This is a genomic window from Nocardia fusca NBRC 14340, assembly GCF_001618425.1.
In the GTDB taxonomy this organism is placed as follows: Bacteria; Actinomycetota; Actinomycetes; order Mycobacteriales; family Mycobacteriaceae; genus Nocardia; species Nocardia fusca.
This window is the reverse complement of the sequence record NZ_BDCU01000054.1, coordinates 90,032-110,029: the sequence shown is the minus strand read 5'-3', so window position 1 is coordinate 110,029 and position 19,998 is coordinate 90,032. Positions and strand designations below refer to the sequence as shown.

16 protein-coding genes, 1 tRNA gene, 3 pseudogenes and 1 riboswitch are annotated in these 19,998 nt (G+C 68.5%); of the genes and pseudogenes, 14 read left to right on the top strand and 6 right to left on the bottom strand.

Translation table 11 applies throughout. The features are described from left to right. From NF4_RS38915 to NF4_RS31830, 5 genes and pseudogenes are all read left to right on the top strand, one after another. Positions 1–418, top strand: a pseudogene (locus NF4_RS38915) (hypothetical protein); the annotation flags it as partial. Further along, positions 418–906, top strand: coding sequence for a replication initiator (locus NF4_RS40195; RefSeq protein ID WP_369690962.1), 489 nt, complete (start codon positions 418–420; stop codon positions 904–906). The pseudogene NF4_RS38915 and the gene NF4_RS40195, both read left to right, overlap by 1 nt. Beyond that, complete coding sequence (locus tag NF4_RS31840) at positions 866–2,119, top strand: replication initiator (protein WP_369690963.1); 1,254 nt, start codon at positions 866–868, stop codon at positions 2,117–2,119. Before NF4_RS40195 ends, NF4_RS31840 begins: the two co-directional genes overlap by 41 nt. An 8-nt stretch (positions 2,120–2,127) precedes the next feature. After that, complete coding sequence (locus tag NF4_RS31835; RefSeq protein ID WP_063131087.1) at positions 2,128–2,346, top strand: helix-turn-helix transcriptional regulator; 219 nt, start codon at positions 2,128–2,130, stop codon at positions 2,344–2,346. Continuing rightward, positions 2,301–3,554: a site-specific integrase gene (locus NF4_RS31830; RefSeq protein ID WP_232330744.1), complete on the top strand. Its 1,254-nt coding sequence runs from the start codon at positions 2,301–2,303 to the stop codon at positions 3,552–3,554. The genes NF4_RS31835 and NF4_RS31830 overlap by 46 nt, the downstream gene beginning before the upstream one ends. Positions 3,555–3,599: 45 nt before the next feature. Here the strand turns inward: NF4_RS31830 and NF4_RS31825 are convergent. Beyond that, a tRNA-Pro gene (locus NF4_RS31825) sits at positions 3,600–3,673 on the bottom strand. A gap of 674 nt (positions 3,674–4,347) precedes the next feature. After that, positions 4,348–4,577: riboswitch (cobalamin riboswitch) on the top strand. Here NF4_RS31825 and NF4_RS31820 point away from each other — a divergent pair. Then, positions 4,565–5,679, top strand: a pseudogene (locus tag NF4_RS31820) (citrate/2-methylcitrate synthase). It overlaps the preceding riboswitch by 13 nt. Positions 5,680–5,715: 36 nt before the next feature. Here NF4_RS31820 and NF4_RS31815 read toward each other — a convergent pair. After that, complete coding sequence (locus NF4_RS31815; protein ID WP_063131085.1) at positions 5,716–6,186, bottom strand: DUF6194 family protein; 471 nt, start codon at positions 6,184–6,186, stop codon at positions 5,716–5,718. 27 nt (positions 6,187–6,213) lie between these two features. Here NF4_RS31815 and NF4_RS31810 point away from each other — a divergent pair, with 27 nt between their 5' ends. From NF4_RS31810 to NF4_RS31780, 7 genes are all read left to right on the top strand, one after another. Further along, the gene (locus NF4_RS31810) at positions 6,214–6,966 is read left to right on the top strand and encodes a MerR family transcriptional regulator (RefSeq protein WP_063131084.1); all 753 of its coding nucleotides are present in this window, start codon (positions 6,214–6,216) and stop codon (positions 6,964–6,966) included. Positions 6,967–7,108: 142 nt separating this feature from the next. Further along, complete coding sequence (locus NF4_RS31805; RefSeq protein ID WP_063131083.1) at positions 7,109–7,717, top strand: LysE family translocator; 609 nt, start codon at positions 7,109–7,111, stop codon at positions 7,715–7,717. Between the two features lie 214 nt (positions 7,718–7,931). Further along, entirely contained in the window at positions 7,932–10,082 is a 2,151-nt protein-coding gene (locus NF4_RS31800; RefSeq protein ID WP_084533715.1) for a catalase, read from the top strand. 218 nt (positions 10,083–10,300) lie between these two features. Beyond that, entirely contained in the window at positions 10,301–12,325 is a 2,025-nt protein-coding gene (locus NF4_RS31795) for a CocE/NonD family hydrolase (RefSeq protein WP_063131082.1), read from the top strand. Next, positions 12,318–13,259 carry an alpha/beta hydrolase fold domain-containing protein gene (locus tag NF4_RS31790; protein ID WP_063131081.1) on the top strand — a complete coding sequence of 314 codons (942 nt, stop codon included), beginning with the start codon at positions 12,318–12,320 and terminating at the stop codon, positions 13,257–13,259. Before NF4_RS31795 ends, NF4_RS31790 begins: the two co-directional genes overlap by 8 nt. A gap of 192 nt (positions 13,260–13,451) precedes the next feature. Then, positions 13,452–14,654, top strand: a complete 1,203-nt coding sequence (locus tag NF4_RS31785) for an ATP-binding protein (RefSeq protein WP_232330743.1) — start codon at positions 13,452–13,454, stop codon at positions 14,652–14,654. A gap of 88 nt (positions 14,655–14,742) precedes the next feature. After that, complete coding sequence (locus NF4_RS31780) at positions 14,743–16,083, top strand: NAD(P)/FAD-dependent oxidoreductase (protein ID WP_232330742.1); 1,341 nt, start codon at positions 14,743–14,745, stop codon at positions 16,081–16,083. 209 nt (positions 16,084–16,292) lie between these two features. Here the strand turns inward: NF4_RS31780 and NF4_RS37170 are convergent. The 3 genes and pseudogenes from NF4_RS37170 to NF4_RS38910 all read right to left on the bottom strand — a co-directional run. Then, positions 16,293–16,618, bottom strand: a pseudogene (locus tag NF4_RS37170) (thiolase C-terminal domain-containing protein); the annotation flags it as partial. 184 nt (positions 16,619–16,802) lie between these two features. Beyond that, positions 16,803–17,300 carry a cupin domain-containing protein gene (locus NF4_RS31775; protein ID WP_063131079.1) on the bottom strand — a complete coding sequence of 166 codons (498 nt, stop codon included), beginning with the start codon at positions 17,298–17,300 and terminating at the stop codon, positions 16,803–16,805. Positions 17,301–17,421: 121 nt separating this feature from the next. After that, positions 17,422–18,090 carry an LLM class flavin-dependent oxidoreductase gene (locus tag NF4_RS38910; RefSeq protein ID WP_063131078.1) on the bottom strand — a complete coding sequence of 223 codons (669 nt, stop codon included), beginning with the start codon at positions 18,088–18,090 and terminating at the stop codon, positions 17,422–17,424. A gap of 90 nt (positions 18,091–18,180) precedes the next feature. On the opposite strand from NF4_RS38910, the gene NF4_RS38905 reads away from it, so the two are divergent. After that, positions 18,181–18,924: a hypothetical protein gene (locus NF4_RS38905; protein ID WP_198165545.1), complete on the top strand. Its 744-nt coding sequence runs from the start codon at positions 18,181–18,183 to the stop codon at positions 18,922–18,924. Between the two features lie 90 nt (positions 18,925–19,014). Here the strand turns inward: NF4_RS38905 and NF4_RS31760 are convergent, their stop codons facing one another. Then, positions 19,015–19,887, bottom strand: coding sequence for a P1 family peptidase (locus NF4_RS31760; RefSeq protein WP_063131076.1), 873 nt, complete (start codon positions 19,885–19,887; stop codon positions 19,015–19,017). Positions 19,888–19,998: the final 111 nt, after the last annotated feature.

Here is a 19,998-nt window from a genome sequence, read left to right as displayed (position 1 = left end):
AGTGCTGCTGCTGTGGCGAAAAGCCCACCGGGCCACCTTCGACCGGTGGATCACCGACCGGGCCCGGTCCCGCTTCCTGACCTGGTGGCGGTATCGCCGGAACTGGGTGCGCCGGATGAAGGCGTGCTACCTGACCGTCACCACCGAAACCGGAGTCGCGGTACCCAAACTGCTCGCCGTCGGCCTGGGAGAGCACACCGACCGGGTGCAGGTGCGGATGTTGGAGGGCCAGACCCCGACCGGCTACGCCAACAGCGCCGAAGCCTTCGCCCACGCATTCGGTGCCGAGCAGGGATACGCCCACCTCGTCGGCCCCGGCACCGTCGAGTTCGTCATCCGCCACGGCGACGCCCTGGCCGACACGGTGCTGGCGCCCCGGGTCGATCAGTGGACCAAACCCCAAGGAGTCACCGCCTGATGAATACCACCACGGCCACCGATGAAGGGGTCGTCCCGGTCCGGCAGACAGCGGCACAGCGTCGCAGCCTGCCGGACTTCCGGGATGTCGCCCACGAACTCGCCCAGCAAGAACACATCTGTGCCCGCCCGATCCCGATGCTGGCCTACAACTCCAAAACCCTCACCGAGGAGTACCTCGGCGCCCCGTGCAAGGCCACCATCGCCTCCGTGTGCCCGGCCTGCGCCGACAAGGCCCGGTTCCTGCGCATCACCCAGTCCCGCGAAGGCTGGCACATCGCCTCCGAACCGGAGAACGAAAAGATCCCGCCGACCGAACAGCAAACCGCGCTCCTGGCCGCCCGCGCCGATCTGTTCGAGACCTTCCAGCAGGCCAAAGCCGATGGCGACCAGGACATGATGTCCGGCATCCGGGAAGTCGTCGCCGACCTCGACGCGGAAATGAAGAATTCCGGGGTTCCGGGGACGGCTGCCCGCCCTCGATCGTGATCCGAAACCCCGGCGCGCTCGCTCCACCCGTCGCCGCCAGGACGCCCCGAACCTGCCCCGGCTCAAGGTCGAAAAGACCACGGTCGGCCGCACCTACGCCGGACACCAGCCCTCGATGTTCATCACCCTCACCATGCCCTCCTACGGGGCCATCAACCGCGACGGCGCGATCAACGACAAGGGCGAAACGGTAGGCGACGGCTCACCCCGGGACCCCGGCTCCTACGACTACGAGCGCGCCGCCCGCGACATCGTCCACTTCTCCGCGTTGTTCGACCGCTGGATACAGAACCTACGGCGGGCGGTGGGCTGGAACATCCAGTACTTCGCCACCGTCGAACCACAGAAGCGCGGCGCCCCGCACCTGCACATCCTGATCCGGGGCACCGTGTCGCGCGACATCATCCGCCAGGTCACCGCCGCCACCTACCACCAGGTGTGGTGGCCCCTGCACACCCGCGACAGTGAGGTCTACCCCGGCGATGTTCTCCCGGTCTGGGATCCGGCCCGCCTGACCTTCATCGACCCGGCCACCGGCTCGGGGCTGCTGGCGTTCGATGACGTGCAGGACCTCCTGGACGATGTGGAGGATCTGGATCCGGCGCATGTGGTGCGGTTCGGCGATCAGATGGACCGCGCCGATATCCGTGGCTACGTTGCCGGCCGAAAAGCCGACCGTGCGATCGGCTACGTCACGAAGTACCTGACCAAGTCCATCGCCGAAGTGCTGGACACCGATTCCGACCGGACCCGCCACCACTACAACCGGTTGCACGCGGAGTTGCAGCACACACCGTGCTCGAAGCGGTGCCCGGTCTGGCTGCGCTACGGCATCGTTCCCGAAGGCGCGGACGAGAAGACCACCCCGGGCCGCTGCAAAGGCAAAGCACACCGCCGCGACACCCTCGGACTACCCGGACGCCGGGTCCTGGTCTCTCGCCAGTGGTCCAACAAGACCCTCCCGGACCACAAGGCCGACCGCGCCGAGTTCGTTCGGCAACTCCTCGCCTCGGTGGGGATCGTCAAACCCGACACCTCCCACCTGAAACTGTCCGTCGTCCGGCCCGGCGACCGTTCGGCCCCACCTCGGGATCACCTGATCCTGTCGGAGATCGCGCGGCGCAAGATCTGGCGTGCCGAGTACAACCGCGCACTCCTCGAGGCCGGTCCACCAGCGCAGCAAGACACTTCGGCAATCCCGGTAGCGGCATAGGAGGCAAGATGGAAACCCAACTCGTCGATGGTCGGTGGTACACGACGGCGGAACTGGCTGTGCTGCTGGGCGTCGATTCGTCGAGTTTGCGGCGGTGGCGGACGGCCAGCCCTCCTTATGGGCCTGCCTTCGTCCGGGTGTCGGCTCGCGTCGTGAAGTATGCGGCGGAAGATATCGAGATGTGGCTTCGAGCGAAGCGAACCGACCCGGCCAAGCTGGCCGCGTGATGTCTGAGCGTGTGAATATCCCTGTCGGAGTGCGTCTTTCGACAGACATCGAGGAACGCTCGGACTACGGACGGCGACCGTTCAAGGCCCGGGTTCGTTGGAATGATCCCGCCACCAAGAAGCGGCCTTCGCTGTCGGAACCGTTCGCGAATCGGGAAGAGGCGGAGGCGTGGATTGCTCGTCTCGTCCGGTACGCGGCCCAGGGCATAGACCCGAAGACGGCAACGATGACGCTGGCTGAATACGGCGAAGCGAATATGGACCTTGCGCTGCGGGGCCTCGAGAAGAAGAGCACCGATCCCTACAAGGCGGGTTGGCGCAAACGGGTGGTGCCGACTCTCGGGCATCTCTCGGTCGCCATGCTGACCAACGGTGCCGTGGATCGTGCGGTGGTGGGCTGGATCGGTAAGGGCGTCGGGAAATCGTCGGTGAAGAACAGCCTCGCCGTGCTGGTACGGGTGATGGAGCAGGCGGTCAGGGACGGACTCCGGGAGACCAATCCGGCCCGAGTGCGTGGCTGGCAGAAGCTGTACCAGCAGGTCGAGGACGAACTGGACGATCCGCGGGCCCTCGCGTTGCCAAACTGGACCGCGTTGACGACGCTCGCCGATGCCCTGGTGCAGCGTTCGGCGGATCAGTACCCCGGATGGGGTGATGTGGTGATTTTCGCAGCGTGCACAGCGTCCAGAATCGGCGAGGTCTCCGGCTGCCGTGTCGGCGACATCGACACCGATACTTGGACATGGCGCGTGCGTCGCCAGACCACACCCGGCCCCGGCGGCTTGGAAGACAAGGGCACCAAGGGCAACCGTGCCCGGTATGTTCCGCTGATCGACGAAGTTCGGCAACTGGTCTCCGACCGTCTTGATGCGATCGGTCGGGACAAGCCTGATGCCCGGTTGTTTCGCGGGCCTCGGGGCGGGCGGATCGCTACCGGTGTTCTGCGGGACGCCACGCACTGGGATGAGGTGGTTACGGCGCTCGGTTATGAGCATCTGCGGCGGCACGATCTCCGGCACACCGGTCTGACGTGGATGGCCGATGCCGGGGTGAGCCTGCACGTGCTCCAGAAGATCGCCGGGCATGCCGACAGTCGGACGACCGAGCGATATCTACACCCGGATCAACAGGAGATCACCGGCGCCGGGGACAAGCTCTCCAAGCACCTGCGGTCCCGTTCTGGTCCCGCTCTCCGGGTTGTCGGATGACAAAGAAAACCCCTCCTGAGCTGTTCAGGAGGGGTTTTCTGTGTGTCGGGCTGACAGGATTTGAACCTGCGACCACTTGACCCCCAGTCAAGTGCGCTACCAAACTGCGCCACAGCCCGTTGCGCCGTGTGTTCCGGCGCTCGATGAGATTACCTCAGAGGTGTTCGAGACCGGAAATCGGCAGGTTGAGAGGGGTGTTGTCGGATTTCCGCCCGGCCTATGCTCGGTCTCCGAGCTCGCGCGGCGCGTGGGCGGCTCGGCCTGCTTCTCGGTGCGTCGCAGTTCCGGGAGGCGGCTCCACTATTCGGGGCTCGGGGTAGTGCCGCACGGAGATCCGGGGCCTCGTCCTGTTCGGCGGAATCCGCGATCCTGTCCGGCCCCGGACGGCTGCCGCATCCGGCGGTCGATGGCTGCCGCATCCGGCCGGGGCGCTCGGTTCCCCGTGTGATGGGATGCCTGGTGGCGGGCGTCACGTGCCCGGTGGAAGGGCCTCCCGGCCGTCACTGTTGAAACCCCGGTCGGCGTCCGGACAGTCCCGGGCCGCTCCCTCTGTCGCTACGAGCGACCACTCGCCGAGAGGCGCTTATCAGCCGTCGGCTTCCGGACCGAGCGCCGCTGGGTTCATTGCCCGGCGGCGTTTCTCTGTCCCTTCCCGCATCCCACCGCACCCAATTGATGGATCAGTGCGCTCGTTGGCCGGCTGCGGCCCCTTCCCACTGGAGTGCGAGCTCGAGCCGGGCATATTCTGGCCGGTGCAGCTGGTTCATCCCGCGCGGGTTCGGTGTGCGCGGGCTGTGGACGCCTGTCGTCCGGTGTCGTGAGATCGTGCGGTAGGTGAGAGGGAACCCGGTGGGAATCCGGGACTGTCCCGCAGCGGTGAGCGGGAGCGACCGCCGTCACACGTACTGGGCCGGGGTCCGGGAAGCGACGGCGTGGTAGTAGCAGCCCGAATGCGGACCCGGGTCGGACCGGGCGAGGTCGGTGCCCGCGAGTCCGAAGACCTGCCGGTTGTGCCGGGCACGCCGTGTCCGGTGGCTGTCGCCTCGCGGATCGGGCGTGACACCGGCGTTCTACGCACCGGGCCGGGCCGGGTGTTCGCGGGTGGTGGTCGTTGGTGCTACCGATGGGGCGCGCGCGGTGCCGGCCTCTGCGAAGCTGTTCGGCGCGAACGTGAATGCGCCGCCGGGGTTTCGGTGTGGGCCGGTGCCGGTACTGATGCGCCTGACCTCCACCTTCGACGGGAACGGGCCTCGCGCCGCGCCGACCGGTCGCTGCTGTCGCTGGTGGCGAAATTGCCGGAGACCTGCCACCCCATGGACGTCGTCCGGACCGCCATCAGTTACCTCGGTGCCGAGGACGACAACTCCGCGCAGGCCGATCGTGCCAAGGCGCTGCGGATGTTCGCGGTGCTGCCGACGATCGTCGCGGCCGTCGCCGCGGTCTCGATCCCGTCGCGCCGCATTCCCACCTCGGCTACGCCGAGAATTTCCTGCACATGTGTTACGGAACCATCCCCGCGCCGGAACTGGTGCACGCGTTCGAGGTCTCGCTTGATCCTCTACGCCGAGCACAGTTCAATGCCTCCACATTCGCCGCCCGCGTGGTCACCTCGACGCTGTCGGATATCTACAGCGCCGTCACCGCCGCCATCGGCGCGCTCGAGGGGCCCGTTGCACGGCGGCGCCAACGAGGCCGTCATGCGGCACATGATCGAGATCGGTGACCCGCACTGGCCGGGCAGTGGTTGCGCGACAGGCCGGCCAGGAAGGAGAAGGTGATGGGTTTCGGCCACCGCGTCTACAAGAACGGTGACTCCCGGGTGCCCACCATGAAACAGGCCTTCCTGGAAATCGCCGCGGCCACCGACGGGCAGCGGTGGGTGCGTCTGTACGAGGCCCTCGAGCGCGCTATGGACGAGGCCACCGGGATCGAGCCGAACCTCGATTTCCCGACCGGCCCCGCCTACCACCTCCTCGGCTTCGATATCGAGGTCTTCACGCCGATATTCGTCATGAGCCGGATCACCGGGTGGACCGCCCACAGCATCGAACAGGGCGAATCCAATGCGCTGATCCGGCCGCTGAGCGAATACGTGGGCGTCGCACAGCGCCCGGTCGTGGCCTGAGACCGGAGCCGAGCCGGGCCCGGCCGGTCGGCCGGGTCACCGGTTCCCGGACCGCCGGTGGGTCCGTGCCCGGGCACGGTCGTAGGCGACCTCGAGAAGTTCCCGCACTGTTTCGGCGGTGTTCGGGCCCGGCGCCACCACGGCCAGCCATCCGAGCTCGCCGTACACCGGATGGGCGATCACGGTGTCGGTCACGGCGGGGTCCGTGCCGGCGGGTTCCGGGTCGCGGGGAGCGCGGCCGGTCCAGGTGGTGAACAGCTCTCTACCGACGTGGATGTTCACCCGGAAGACGCCGGGCCGGTCGAGCCGGGACCGCTCGTCGCCGGGGTAGTTCTTGGTGACGATAGTGGCGAAGGGCTGGGTGTTGGCCGGGACCGCGCCGTCGGGTGCGTAGAAGAAGAACGCGTCGCCCCACGCGATCTCGGGGGTGCCGTCGCCGGGACGGGGATGCTGGATCAGTACGCCGTCGCGGGCGCCGAGGTATTCGATGATCTCGTCGATGCTCATGCCTTCGAGCGTTACATTGAAGTGCTTATGGAGAGTTGTGGTGAGAAACGGCCGGAGAGTTCGAAGCGAAGTCACAACTCCGCAGGTCTGCGGACTGCCGATATCGCCCGCGCTACCGGCTATTCGGTCCAGCAGATCCGCAACCTCGAACGTGACGGTGTGCTCCCGCCCGTGCCACGCACGCCCAGTGGGTACCGGGTGTACGGGCAAGCCCATCTGTGGTCGGTCCGCGCCTATCGCGCGCTGGCGGCCGGCGTCGGCCCGGTCGAAGCGAAGCGGATCCTGCGCGAGGCGCGGGAGCGGGGCCCGTCCCGGCTGTTCGCGCTGCTGGATCGCGCACACGCCGAACTGGACCGGGAGCGCCGGGACCTCGCGTTCGCGCGGGAGGCGGCCCGGGCCATCGCCGGCGAGCCACTCGGCGATATCCGGCCGGCCGACGCCATGAGTATCTCCGAACTGTCGCGCGCGCTCGGGATCCGGCCCTCGACGCTGCGGCACTGGGACGCCGAGGGACTGGTCGTGCCGCAGCGTGCCGAGGGCGCGACCCGCCGGTACCTGCCCGGTGATGTCCGGATCGCGCGGCTGGTTCACCAGCTTCGCCTCGCCGGGTACGGCATCTCCACGCTGCGGGAGCTGATTCCCTCGTTGCGGGGCGCCCACGGCTGGGACGAGATCGGCCGAGCCCTGGCGGCACGGGACTCCGGGCTCGACGCCCGGTCCGCGGCCCTGTTCGAAGCCGGTGCCGCGCTGCACATGCTGCTGCGGACGGAGCGCGGCTGACTCATCCGGGTTACGCGGTGCTGTCCCGCCGGTCGGTGGGGCCGAACTGCTCGGTGCGGCCCGGTGACCACCTCGGCACCGAGGACCGCGAATGGCGGCGATTGCACCGATTCGGCACCCACCTGCCGGGTAGACCGGCGAGGTGACAGTGCACGAATATGTCGGCTACCTCGCGGTCGTGGTCCTCGTCGTGCTGGCGCCCGGGCCGGATACGGTGATCACCCTGCAGCACTCGGTGCTGGGTGGGCTTCGCGGCGGCGCCCGGGCGGTTGCCGGTATCTGCGCCGCCAGTCTCGTGCAGGGCAGTGCGGCGGCACTGGGTGTGGGAGCGCTGATCACCGGATCGCAACCGGTGTTCACGGCGTTGCGGTGGCTCGGCGCGGCCTATCTGTGCTTCCTCGGGGCGCGGGCGCTGTGGTCCGCCTGCTGCGGTAACGGTCCCGGATGGGCGGCCGACGGCGGCGGTGATCGCGCGTTACGCGCCGGATTCCACAGCAATATCACCAATCCGAAGATCCTGGCCCTGTATCTGTCGGTCCTCCCGCAGTTCCTGCACGCGGATTCCGGTATCGCCCACGCCTTGCTGCTGGCCTATACCGTGGCCGTGCTCGGTTCGCTGTGGTTGCTGTGCCTCGCGGCGTTCGTCCACCGGGTCCGGCCCTGGTTGGCCCGCCGGGTGGTGCGACGGCTGCTGGACGCCGTGGCGGGGGCGGCGCTGGTGACCTTCGGGGCGCGCCTGGCGAGCGACTGAGCCCGGTTCCCGGCCGATGCGCGGGGCCTGCCCCCACCGGCCGGTACGAGACCCGGGCCCGGGCTCGGCGCAGGGCCCCTGGACCGGAGAACCGTGGGATTCGGGCGCTCACCGGGCACTGTTTAGCACCGCCCCTGCGGGGAAGCCGCCCGACCAGGGCGAGTTGCGCCCGGCTCGGGGACACCAGGTCATCCCGCCAGCGAGGAGGACACTTATGGACCGAAACTCACAGCCGTCCGCCGACCCCGCCGCGTCCGATGCGCAGGAGCGGGTGCTCGGTGAAGGGCGCGGGGGCGACGACCCGAAGCAGCGGCAGCTCGACCCGCTGCGGCAGGATCGGGAGAGCGGGTACCTCACCACCCAGCAGGGGGTGCGCGTCGACCACACCGACGACGCGCTGACCGTCGGCGAGCGCGGACCGACCCTCGTCGACGATTTCCACGCCCGGGAGAAGATCACCCATTTCGATCACGAACGCATTCCCGAGCGGGTGGTCCATGCCCGCGGCGCGGGCGCGTACGGATACTTCCGACCGTACGACGATTCGCTGGCCGACTACACGGTCGCGAAATTCCTGACCGACCCGCAGTTGCGCACCCCGGTGTTCGTCCGGTTCTCCACGGTCGCCGGGTCCCGGGGCTCCGCCGATACGGTCCGTGACGTGCGCGGCTTCGCCACCAAGTTCTACACCCCGCAGGGGAACTACGATTTGGTCGGCAACAACTTTCCGGTGTTCTTCATCCAGGACGGCATCAAGTTCCCCGATTTCGTGCACGCGGTGAAGCCCGAACCGCACAACGAGATTCCGCAGGCCCAGTCGGCCCACGACACGCTCTGGGATTTCGTGGCCGCCCAGCCGGAAACCCTGCACGCCATCATGTGGCTCATGTCCGACCGTGCGCTGCCGCGGAGCTACCGGATGATGCAGGGTTTCGGTGTGCACACCTTCCGGCTGGTGAACGCCGAGGGGCGAGGAACCTTCGTGAAGTTCCACTGGAAGCCGAGTCTGGGCGTGCACTCACTGCTGTGGGACGAATGCCAGCAGGTGGCGGGCCGCGACCCCGACTACAACCGGCGCGATCTCTGGGACAATATCGAGGCCGGTAACTTCCCGCGCTGGGAGCTGGGCGTGCAGCTCGTTCCCGAGGAGCAGGAATTCGACTTCGATTTCGACCTGCTCGATGCCACCAAGATCATCCCGGAGGAGCAGGTGCCGGTGCGCCCGGTCGGCGAGCTGGTGCTGGACCGCAATCCGGACAATTTCTTCGCCGAAACCGAGCAGATCGCCTTCCATACGGCCAATATCGTGCCCGGTATCGATTTCACCAACGACCCGCTGCTGCAGCTGCGCAACTTCTCCTACCTGGACACCCAGCTGATCCGGTTGGGCGGCCCGAATTTCGCGCATCTGCCGGTGAATCGTCCGCTGGCCGACGTCCGCACCCATCAGCAGGACGGATACAGCCGCCACGATATTCCGCACGGCCGGGCGTTCTACACCAAGAACACGCTCGGTGGCGGCTGCCCCGCGCTGGCCGACGAGGACGTCTACCGCCACTACACCCGCCGGGTGGAGGGCGAGACGATCCGGGCCCGCAGCGAGAGCTTCAAGGAGCACTACCGGCAGCCGCGGATGTTCTGGCGCAGTATGACCGAACCGGAGGCCACCCACATCGTCGAAGCGTTCGCCTTCGAACTCGGTAAATGCCGGGAGGTGGAGATCCGGACCCGGGTGCTGGACGAGCTGGTGCGCGTCGACCCGGAGCTGTCCGAGCGGGTGGCGCGGGAGCTGGGCCTGCCGGCCCCGGCCGCGCAGGAGGTGTCCGAGGTCGCGCTGTCACCCGCGCTGTCCCAGCTGAAGGATCCCCCGCAGACCATCGCCACCCGCCAGATCGCCATCCTGGCCACCGACGGCGTGGATACCGCGAGCGTGGAACAGCTACGCAGCGCCCTCGCCGACCGCGGTGCCGTCACCGAGGTCCTCGCACCGCACGGCGGCGAACTGCGCGGATCCGGCGGCGATGCCCTGACGGTGGACCGGACCCTGGCGACCATGGCCTCGGTCCTCTACGACGCGGTCGTGGTGAGCGGGGGCGAGGAATGCGCGCGTGCCCTCGCCGCGGCGGGTCCGGCCGTGCACTTCGTCACCGAGGCGTACAAGCACGCGAAGCCGGTCGCCGCGCTGGGCGCGGGCACGGAGGTCCTGCGGGCGGGCGGTATCACGGAGCCCCCACAGCCGGACACCCCCGCCGACGGGGTACTGCGCAGCGGTGACACGGTGTCCGACGGTTTCGCCGAAGCGTTCGCCACGCTGCTGGCGGGACACCGGATCTGGGAGCGGGACACCAACAGCATCCCGGCCTGAGAACAGTCGTACCCGGTGCCGTCCCGCGCGGGACGGCACCGGGACCAGCGCACACCGCGCCGGCGCCCCGTGTAGGCGGGGCGCGAGCGGGTAGGCGGTGTGCGGGTTCGACGAGAAGTGAAGATCCGCGCCGGCCACCGCACAGGACGCTGTCCGCGTGCGGTGGCCGCCGTGCCCGGGCACGGCCGGGCGGATCGTGAGCACGACGAGGAGGATCGATGCGGACAGTGACATCGCTGCCCCAGCAGATCACCGTGGATGAGCATCTGTGGATTCCGATGCCGGACGGAACCAGACTGGCGGCCAAGGTGTGGCGGCCGGTCGCCGCCGACGACCGGCCGGTCCCCGGCATCCTGGAATACATTCCCTACCGGAAACGGGATCTGTCCGCCGTCCGGGATTCCATTCACCATCCCTACATGGCGGGCCACGGATATGCCTGCGTCCGAGTCGATCTGCGCGGTACCGGGGAGTCCGAGGGCGTACTCGCGGACGAATACCTCGAACAAGAGCATCGCGATGCCGAGGACGTCATGGAGTGGATGGCCGCGCAGCCCTGGTGCGACGGCCGGATCGGGATGATGGGCATCTCCTGGGGCGGGTTCAACTCGCTGCAGATCGCGGCCCGCAAACCACCGCACCTGCAGGCCATCGTCATCTCCTCGTTCACCGACGACCGCTATTCCGACGATATGCACTACATGGGCGGCGCGCTGCTCTCGGACAATATCGCCGAATCCGCCACCATGTTCGCCTACAGCACCTTGCCGCCCGATCCGGCACTGGTCGGCGACCGCTGGCGCGATATGTGGTTCGAGCGGCTGGAGAACTGCAGTCTGTGGGCGGCCAATTGGCTCGAGCACCAGCGGCGCGACGACTATTGGCGCCGGGCCTCGGTGTGCGAGGACTATGCCGCCGTCCAGGTGCCGGTCCTGGCCTCGAGCGGGTGGGCCGACGGCTATTCGAACGCGGTCGGGCGGCTGCTCGCCAACCTGGACGTCCCGCGGAAGGGACTGATCGGTCCGTGGTCGCACAAGTATCCGCATCTGGGCGAGCCCGGACCCGCGATCGGGTATCTCCAGGAAGTCGTGCGCTGGTGGGATCACTGGCTCAAGGATGTCGACAACGGCGTGCTGGACGGGCCGGTATTGCAAACCTGGATGCAGGAGAGCGTGCCGCCGTCGACCGCCTACGAGGACCGGCCCGGCCGGTGGGTGGGGGAGCCGGAATGGCCCTCGCCGAATATCGAGTTCACCGAATACCCGCTGGGGCGGTACCGGATCGCCGAGCCCGGCGAGGAGGTGGCGCAGGTGGCGCTGCCGGTCGAATCGCCGCTGTCGGTCGGGCAGTTCGCCGGAAAGTGGGCGTCCTACAACGCCCCGCCCGATCTGCCCTACGACCAGCGCGAGGAGGACGGCGGCTCGCTGGTCTTCGAGACCGACGCCCTCGCGCAGCGGTGCGAGATACTGGGCGCGCCGACAGTGACCGTCGAGGTGTCGGCGGACAAACCGGTCGCCATGGTCGCGGCCAGGTTGTCGGATGTGGCGCCGGACGGCCGTGCGACCCGGGTGACCTACGGCCTGCTCAATCTGACCCACCGGGACGGTCACGACGATCCCCGGCCCCTGGACCCCGGCGAGCGCTACCGCGTCACCGTGCAGCTCAATGCCGTGGCCCAGGCGTTCCCGGCGGGCCACCGGATCCGGCTGTCGCTGTCCACGTCGTACTGGCCGCTGGCCTGGCCGCCGCCGGAGCCGGCGCAGGTCACCGTGTACACGGCGGGGAGCGCTCTGCGGCTGCCGATCCGGCCGATGGCGGGCGCCGAGGAGGGATCGCTACAGCCGTTCGGTGAGCCCGAGGGCACACAACCGATGGCAGTGACCCATATCAGTCCCGGTGATCAGAAATGGACGGTCTCCCGCGACCTGGTCGACTATCGGTCCGCCCTGGAGATCGTCAAGGACGCCGGCCTGGTCCGCTATGACGAACACGAGCTGGAAGTGGACCGGAAGGTCCGGGAACGCTACGGCTGGCAGGCCGACGACTTCTGCTCGGCCACCGCGGAGACCTCGTGGTCGATGAGTTTCGGCCGCGGCGAGTGGCGGACCAGGACCGAGACCCGCACCCGGGTCACCTGTACGCCCACCCACTTCCTGGTGCACGCCGAACTCGACGGTTTCGAGGGCGAGCAGCGCACATTCTCGCGGAACTGGGACAGGAGGATCCCCCGTGACCATGTCTGAGGTGCGGTCGGCGGTCCCCCGGGAGTCCGCCGCGACCAGTCTGCGCGGCCGGATGCTGATCGCCGCCCTGCGGCTGACCCGGGCCGGTAAACCCTTCTCCAGTGCCGAGGCGCTGCGCGAGAGCATCCGCAAGAGTCAGCAACCCGCGCGGGACCGGCCGCCGGCCGCGCTGGGGCGGCGGCACCGGGTCACCTGCCGGGAGATACACGGGCGGCCGGTCTACACGATCCGGCCACGGGCCGCGGGTACCTCCCGGCACGTGATGTACCTGCACGGAGGTGCCTACGTCCACCAGATCCAGCGCGACCACTGGAAATTCGTGTCGCGATTGATCGACGAGACCGGATGTACGGTGACGGTTCCGCTCTACCCGCTCGCCCCGGCGAACCACCCTCGCGACACCATCTCCATGGTGCTCGCCGCGCACGACGCGGCTTTCGCCGGCGCCGCGTCGCACGACAAGGTGCTGATGGGGGATTCGGCCGGGGGAGCGCTGGCGCTGGTGCTGGCCCGCGCGCTCGATGCGGCCGGTGGGGTGGCGCCGAAGGAGGTCGTGCTGATCTCCCCGTGGCTCGATGTGACCATGACCGACCCGTGGGCGCGGGAGCTCGATCCCAGCGACCCCTACCTCGGTGTCGCGGGCCTGACCGAGGCCGGCCGGCTGTACGCGGGTGACCTCGACAGAACCGATCCGGTGGTCAGCCCGCTGTACGCCCCGGCCGCGACGCCCGGAGAGTTGAGCCTGTTCATCGGGACCAGGGATGTCCTGCTCGCGGACGCGCGCCGGTTCCGCGCGCGTTGTGCCGCCGAAGGCGTCGCACTCGAATATCACGAATTCGCCGGAATGTTCCATGCCTGGCCGCTGGCCGATATCCCGGAGGCCCGCCGGGCGCTGGGCGATCTGGTACGAATCGTGAATCGTGCGCCGTCGTGACGATCTTTCGTGCCCCCGGACGCTTCGTTTCCCGGACGGTTCCGGGGGCGCGATTTTCGTTCACCGGCCGAAGTGTTTGAGCCCGGGACAAATGGCTAGCCGCTCTGTGTGAGGAAAAATATTTTCGTACCTGCTCTGACCGATTCCCAGCGTGATGAAATCTCGACCGCGGAAGTTCCGGGTGGATTTTCGGTGCACGGCCTGCTCGATTACGACACCTTGATCACGGCCGACGAGTTCGACTTCGACGAGCTGCTCGACCGGGCTCGGGCGGAGCTGCGTGCCTTCGACGGCCGGGTGGATGCGATCATCGCGCACTGGGATTTCCCGACCAGTGTGCTCGTGCCCATCCTGGCGGATGAATTCGGATTGCCCTCGCCCGGTTTGGAAAGCGTGCTGAAGAACGAGCACAAATACTGGAGCCGGGTATTACAGCGGGAATCGGTGCCGGAATGTGTGCCGGATTTCTGTGCCTTCGATCCGTTCGACCCCGACGCGCTCGACAAAATCGATATTCCGTTTCCCTTCTGGGTGAAGCCGATCAAATCCCATTCCTCGCAACTGGGATTCGAAGTGACCGACGCCGAGGTGTTCGCCACCGCCATCGCCCAGATCCGCGCCGAGATCGGCCGGATCGCCGACCCCTTCGACCGCGCACTCGAGCGCGTCGACGTGCCGGAGGAGATCCGCGTGGCGGGGGGACGCACCTGCCTCGCCGAGCAGGTCGTCACCGGCACCCAGGCCGCACCGGAGGGCACGATGTTCCGCGGTGAATACCATGTGCACGGCCTGTTCGATATGCGCAAGGACGCCACCGGGCACAGTTTCGCCCACCTGGACTATCCGGCGCGGACCGTCCCCGAGGACGTCCAGCAGCAAATGATCGATGTCACCGAGCGCTATCTGCGGCACACCGGATACGACAACGGTTGCTTCAACTCGGAGTTCATGTGGGATGCCGAGACCGGCAAACTGTGGTTGATCGAAGTCAACACGCGTATCTCGCAGTCGCACAGCAACCTGTTCGCGAAGGTCGACGGTAGCTCCAACCACGGTGTCGCCATCGATATCGCCCTGGGCGACCGGCCCCGGATGCCACATCGCAAGGGTGAATTCGCGGTCGCCGCGCAGTGCATGGTGCCCCGGTACGAGGACGGGATCGTGCGCGCGGTGCCCGGCGAGGCCGATATCGCCGCATTGCAGCGCCGTTTCCCAGGGACGGTGGTGCATATCGAGGTCCAGCCCGGTGAGCGTCTCTCGGACCTGCCCAACCAGGACTCCTATCGGTACAAGCTCGCGACCCTCTATATCGGGGCGCCCGACGCGGACGAGCTGGAGCGGCGGTACCGCGAAGCGATCGACGCGCTGCCGTTCGAATTCGCCGAAACCGACTGACGTGCGCTGCCGCCCGGTCGCCGCCGGATGTTTCGGCGGCGATCTCGCGGGAACCGCCGGGGGAACCGAGACGAAGGAGGAGGTGGCCGTGCCCGACGTCGAGAGTTCTGTCGACCGCAGTGGCGGACCGCAGCGGGTGGTGATCGTGGGCAGCGGTTTCGCCGGGTTCACCTGTGCCCGTAACCTGTGCCGCCTGCTGGCGAAGCAGGAACGCGATACCGAGGTCGTGCTGGTCACGCCCAACGACTACATGCTGTACACACCGCTGCTGCCGGATGTGGCCGGCGGGCTCATCGACCCGCGGTTCGTGGCGGTGTCGCTGGCCGACGCCCTGCCGCGGGTCCGGCTGGTCGTCGCCACGGCCGAAACGATCGATCTTGCCGGCAAAACGGTCACGGTGACCAGCGAGTACCACGCTCCGCGGGAGTTGTCCTGGGATCGGCTCGTGCTGACCCCCGGGTCGGTGACCCGGCTCTTCGACATTCCCGGCCTCCCCGAGCACGGCCGCGGCCTCAAAACGGTCGCCGAGGCGCTGTATCTGCGGGAACAGTTGCTACGGCAGCTGGAATTGGCCGACCACGAGGAAGACCCGGAGCTGCGCCGGACGCGCCGGACCGTGGTCGTGGTCGGTGCCTCCTACGCCGGTACCGAGCTCGTCGCGCAGTTGCGGGCCCTGGCCGACACCTACGCCAAGCGCCGCGGTTTCGACCCCGCCGAGGTCCGTTTCGTGCTGCTGGACATGGCGGACCGGGTGATGCCGGAGGTCGGCGAGAAGCTCAGCGACAAGGTACTGACCGTGCTGCGCAACCGCGGTATCGATATCCGGCTGGGGATGTCGCTGAAGGAGCTCGCCGAGGACCATGTCGTGCTCACCGACGGCACCCGGATCGCGACGCACACCGTCGCCTGGGTGACGGGCGTGACCGGCGCGCCCGTGCTGGGCACCCTGGGCCTGCCGATGGAACGCGGCCGGCTGACCGTCGACGCCGATCTACGCGTACCCGGCCACCCGGACGTCTTCGCCGGCGGTGACGCGGCCGCCGTCCCGGACCTGACGAAACCGGGCAAGATCACCCCGCCGACCGCGCAGCACGCCACCCGCCAGGGCAAGGTCCTCGCCCGCAATGTGGCCGCCAGTATGGGGATCGGCACGCAGACGGTGTACAAACACCGTGATATGGGGTTGGTGGTGGATCTGGGACCCGGCTTCGCCGTCGCGAATCCGGTGGGTGTCCGGCTCTCCGGCCTGCCCGCCAAGGCGGTGACCCGCGCCTATCACACCTACGCCCTACCCCGGGGGATCAACCGCTGGGCGATCACGCTGACCTATCTGACCAACGCGTTCGCCTCGCGCCCGCTCACCCTGCTGGGTCTGGTCAGCCCGGAGGAGGCGAGCTTCGTCGGCAGCGAGGGTATCCGCCACCACTGAACACACACCGCATTACCGAGCGGCGCACAGGTTGTTGCCAGGTTCGGCGGGAAAGGTGGACCGGGAAACCGTACGAGGAGGTTCCCCATGATGGTCTACGCGACGGCTGCCGCCGGGTTCGCAGTGCTCATGCTGATGGTGTTGTCCAGCCATATGGCTGCCGTGGCGCCGCGCACGCTGGTCCGGGTGCGTAGCCGTTGACCTGCGGCTCAGCGATGGATCGACCCGGTGTTCGCGTACAGCGTCACCACCGCCGCGCCGCCGAGCCCGACGTTGTGCTGTAGGGCCGGGTTCGCGTAATCGACCTGGCGGGCACCGGCCTGCCCACGCAGCAGCCAGACCGGTTCTCCGCGCACTGCGCCACTCCCGTAGCACCCAGCGGATGGCCTTTGGCCGGCATTCCGCCGGAGGGATTGGTCACAATCTGCCCGCCGTAGGTGTTGACGGCGTCCGCGACAAATCTTTCCGCGGTCCCCTCCGGGGTGAGGCCGAGCGCTTCGTAGGCCAGGATCTCGCCGATGGTGAAACTGTCGTGTGGCGAACCCCGCTACCAACGATAAATCGCGTTCCGGCTGCGTATCGGCTCGTCGAGCGAACCGGCCCGGGGTACAGGAGCCGCTCGCCGCTCCACGGTCGTGCTGCTGTCGGGCGAGCCGCCGGTGGAAGCCGTTATCCGGCGACGACTCGAGAGTATGTGCCGCTGCGGCGAGCTCGAGCGATCAGGCCAGGGCGAGTTCGGCGCGCCAGACCGGGCTGTCGACGTAGTGGTTGTCGTAGCGCTGCGAGCTCGCGCGGATCTCCTCGACACTCGCCTCGCCGCGGTGGACCCGCTCGAGCAGCCGGTAGTAGTCGAATCGGTGCAGTCCCGGGGTGAAGACCACGAGCAGTTCCGCCTCGGTCCCGGCGGCCGGGGCGAAGGCATGGGGGACCGTGGGCGGCACCGTCAGGAAATCACCCTGTTCGAGCCGTACGACCTGCTCGCCGAGCAGGATCCGCACGGAACCTTCGAGCACCAGGAACATCTCGGTTGCGGCGGTGTGGAAATGCGCGGGCGCACCGGGTGAGCCCTTGTGCAGGGTCGCTTTGTTGGCGGTGAGTGCGCCTCCGGTGGCGCCGGCGTCGGCGAGGAGGGTGATCAGGCTCAGCGCGCCGTCCTGGAGGGTCTCGGCCTCAGCGCAACGTACGAGGACGGGGGCGGTCCGGGCGGAAGCGGTCATCGGAACTCCGTAGGTCTGGGCGGGTATGGCATGGTTCTTGTCTGCTGCAGAGTCGACGGAGCCGGCTCGTCGTGTGTGACATCCGGCCGATGCTGTCCCGGTGCTTGGCCGGGTGGCCGAGTTACCGATCCGCTCGGGCCTGCCGACGCGCAAAGCCGGCCCGACGAGCCGGATCCGAGTGAGTGTTCAGTAGCGCCCGATACGCGGGCATCTCGCCGTATCTGTTCATCTGCTGCGCTGCTCGCTCGCGTGCGCCTGCCACGTCAGCGGTCACCACTCCACCCACCATGCCCAGCACCCGCGGCATCGTCCGACCGGCTGCCGCGGCTCGTCGGGCGAGTGTGGGGATGGTGAAGTCGGCCAGCGTGTTCGGCCCGGTGAGTAGTGGAAGGGCGCTGTCGGCGAGTTCGGCCGCGACCCGCAGGGTCAGTGGGCCGGAAGTAGCCAGCAGCATGGGCACCGGCGAGTGGAGGGCCGGCATCGCGCTGCGTGTCGGCGACTTGGCCACCAGTGTCTCGCCGGTGTGGTCGACTGCGCCGGTGTGCAGCAGTTCGCGCAGGGCGGTGAGGTATTCGCGCAGGTATCGGATGCGTGGGTGGGTATTTCCGTAGCCGGCGGCGATCTCCGGCAAGGACAGGCCCAGGCCGAGTTCGAAACGGCCGCCGACGGCGGCCTGTGCTGTTTGCGCCTGCATGGCCAGCGCGTTGGGGTGGCGCGGGTGGATGGACACGATCGCGGTGCCGACCGTGGTGCCGGGCAGCTCCCGGCCGATCAGCGCGGCGACCGCCAACGCCGCGGATCTCCACTCGGCCGCAGACCGGGGACTACCTGTACCGGTGGTGCCCGGGGGTGCGATGATTCCGGGCGGGAGGAGGATTCGATGTCTTCGACAGATCCACGGGAACCCCGGCAACGGGTGTCGATCGGCGAATGGGTCGCGCGGGGCCTGGCGGTGGTGCTGCTGGTGCCGCTGCGGTTGCTCTGGGAGGCGGTGAAGCTGTGCGGGCGGGCGGTCGTCGCGGCGGGCGTCTACGTACTGGAACGGCTGTTGGTGCCGGTGGGCCGGTTTCTCTGGTACTGGGTGGTGCGGCCGCTGTGGCTGTTCGTCAAGGATGTGGTGTGGGGGTGGGCGCTCCAGCATGTGGTGTGGGGCATGGTGCTCACGCCGCTGGGGGCGCTGCTCATGGACTGGCTGCTGCGGCCGCTGCGGCATGCGATCGAACGATGGCTGTGGCAGCGGCTGCTGCTGCCGGGACTCGAACTGCTGTGGCGCTGGGTCCTTCGACCGGTGCTGGGTGCGATCGAGTCGACCGTGGAGTGGCTGTGGCGGTGGAGTGTTGTGTGGCCGCTGCAGTTGCTGTGGCGATGGGTGCTGCGGCCGTGCTGGATGCTCCTCGCGACGATCGTGTCCTATGGCTGGCGTGGGGCGACCGCGGTGGTGCGGGTGCTGGTCGTGGTGCCGTGTGTCTTCGTCTATCGGACGGTGCTGCGTCCGGTGCTGCGTGCGCTGGCGGCAGTGTGGGATTTCGTCGTCGTGCGCCCGCTCGTATTCCTGAACCGGCGGGTACTGGCGCCGCTGAACCGGGCCGCGGCGGAGGTACTGAACACGGTGTTCGGCCGCTGAATCACCGACCGGTCGCTATCCGGTCACCAGGCCGCTTCCGGTGGTGACGTCCCGCCGAAGGCGTGGTGCGAGCGGACCGTCCGCGCCGGTTCAGGTTTCGCGGGCGGCGACCGAGCGGATCGCGTCGACGACGGCGGCCAGCGCCATCAGCCGCACCGTATCGACGTGTGCGTCGACAGCGCCGGTGGCGGCGGCGATGAAGCCGTCGCCGTCGAAGCGGGTGTGCGGCGGCGTCAGGGCGCGGGACAGGCCGTCGTGGGCGCCCTGGGCGACGATGCGGCAGCCCGGTTTGTCCAGCCGGGCATTGGTGAGAACAGCGCCGATGGTGGTGTGGTCGCGGGTGCGCGCGAAATCGAACCCGCCCTCGAGCCGCAGTACCGCGTCCAGCGAGATATCCGCCGCGCCGAGGTCGATATCGCCGAAAGCGTTGACCGCGCACAGCGCACCGACCACCAGATCACCCAGCCGGCGCTCGGCGTAGCCCAGGCCGCCCGGCCGGCGCAGCTGCGGCCCGCGCCACTGGGAGGTATGGGCGCCGGTGCCCGCGCCGACGCGGCCCACGAGGATCTGCTCCCCGGCGGCCGCCCGGGCCGCGCGGTAACCGGACTCGGCGGTGGGCCGGGCCGCGGGATCGCCCGCGCCGAGGTCGAAGAGTGCCAGCGTGGGGACGATCGGTACCCGCCCAGCGGGAGTAGGGACGCCGCGGTCCTGTTCTTCGAGGTAGCGCATGACACCGTCGGCCGCGGCGAGACCGAAGGCCGACCCGCCGGTCAGTACGACAGCATCGATGGCGACCACGGCTTTGTCCGGGGACAGGGCGTCGAGTTCACGACTGGCCGGGGCGCCGCCGCGCACCTCGCACGAGGCGACGGTGCCCGCCGGCAACAGGAGCACCGTGCAGCCGGTCCGGCCCACCTCGTCGGTCCAGTGGCCCACACTCACCCCGGAAATTCCGATACCCACCCGGCGGCCTCCGTTCTCCTGACTGTGCCCGCGGAAACCGGGCGCTGCACAGCGATCATCGCACCGATGGTGCGCGGCCGTGTGGAAGGTACTGTCGCCGAACCGGTACCG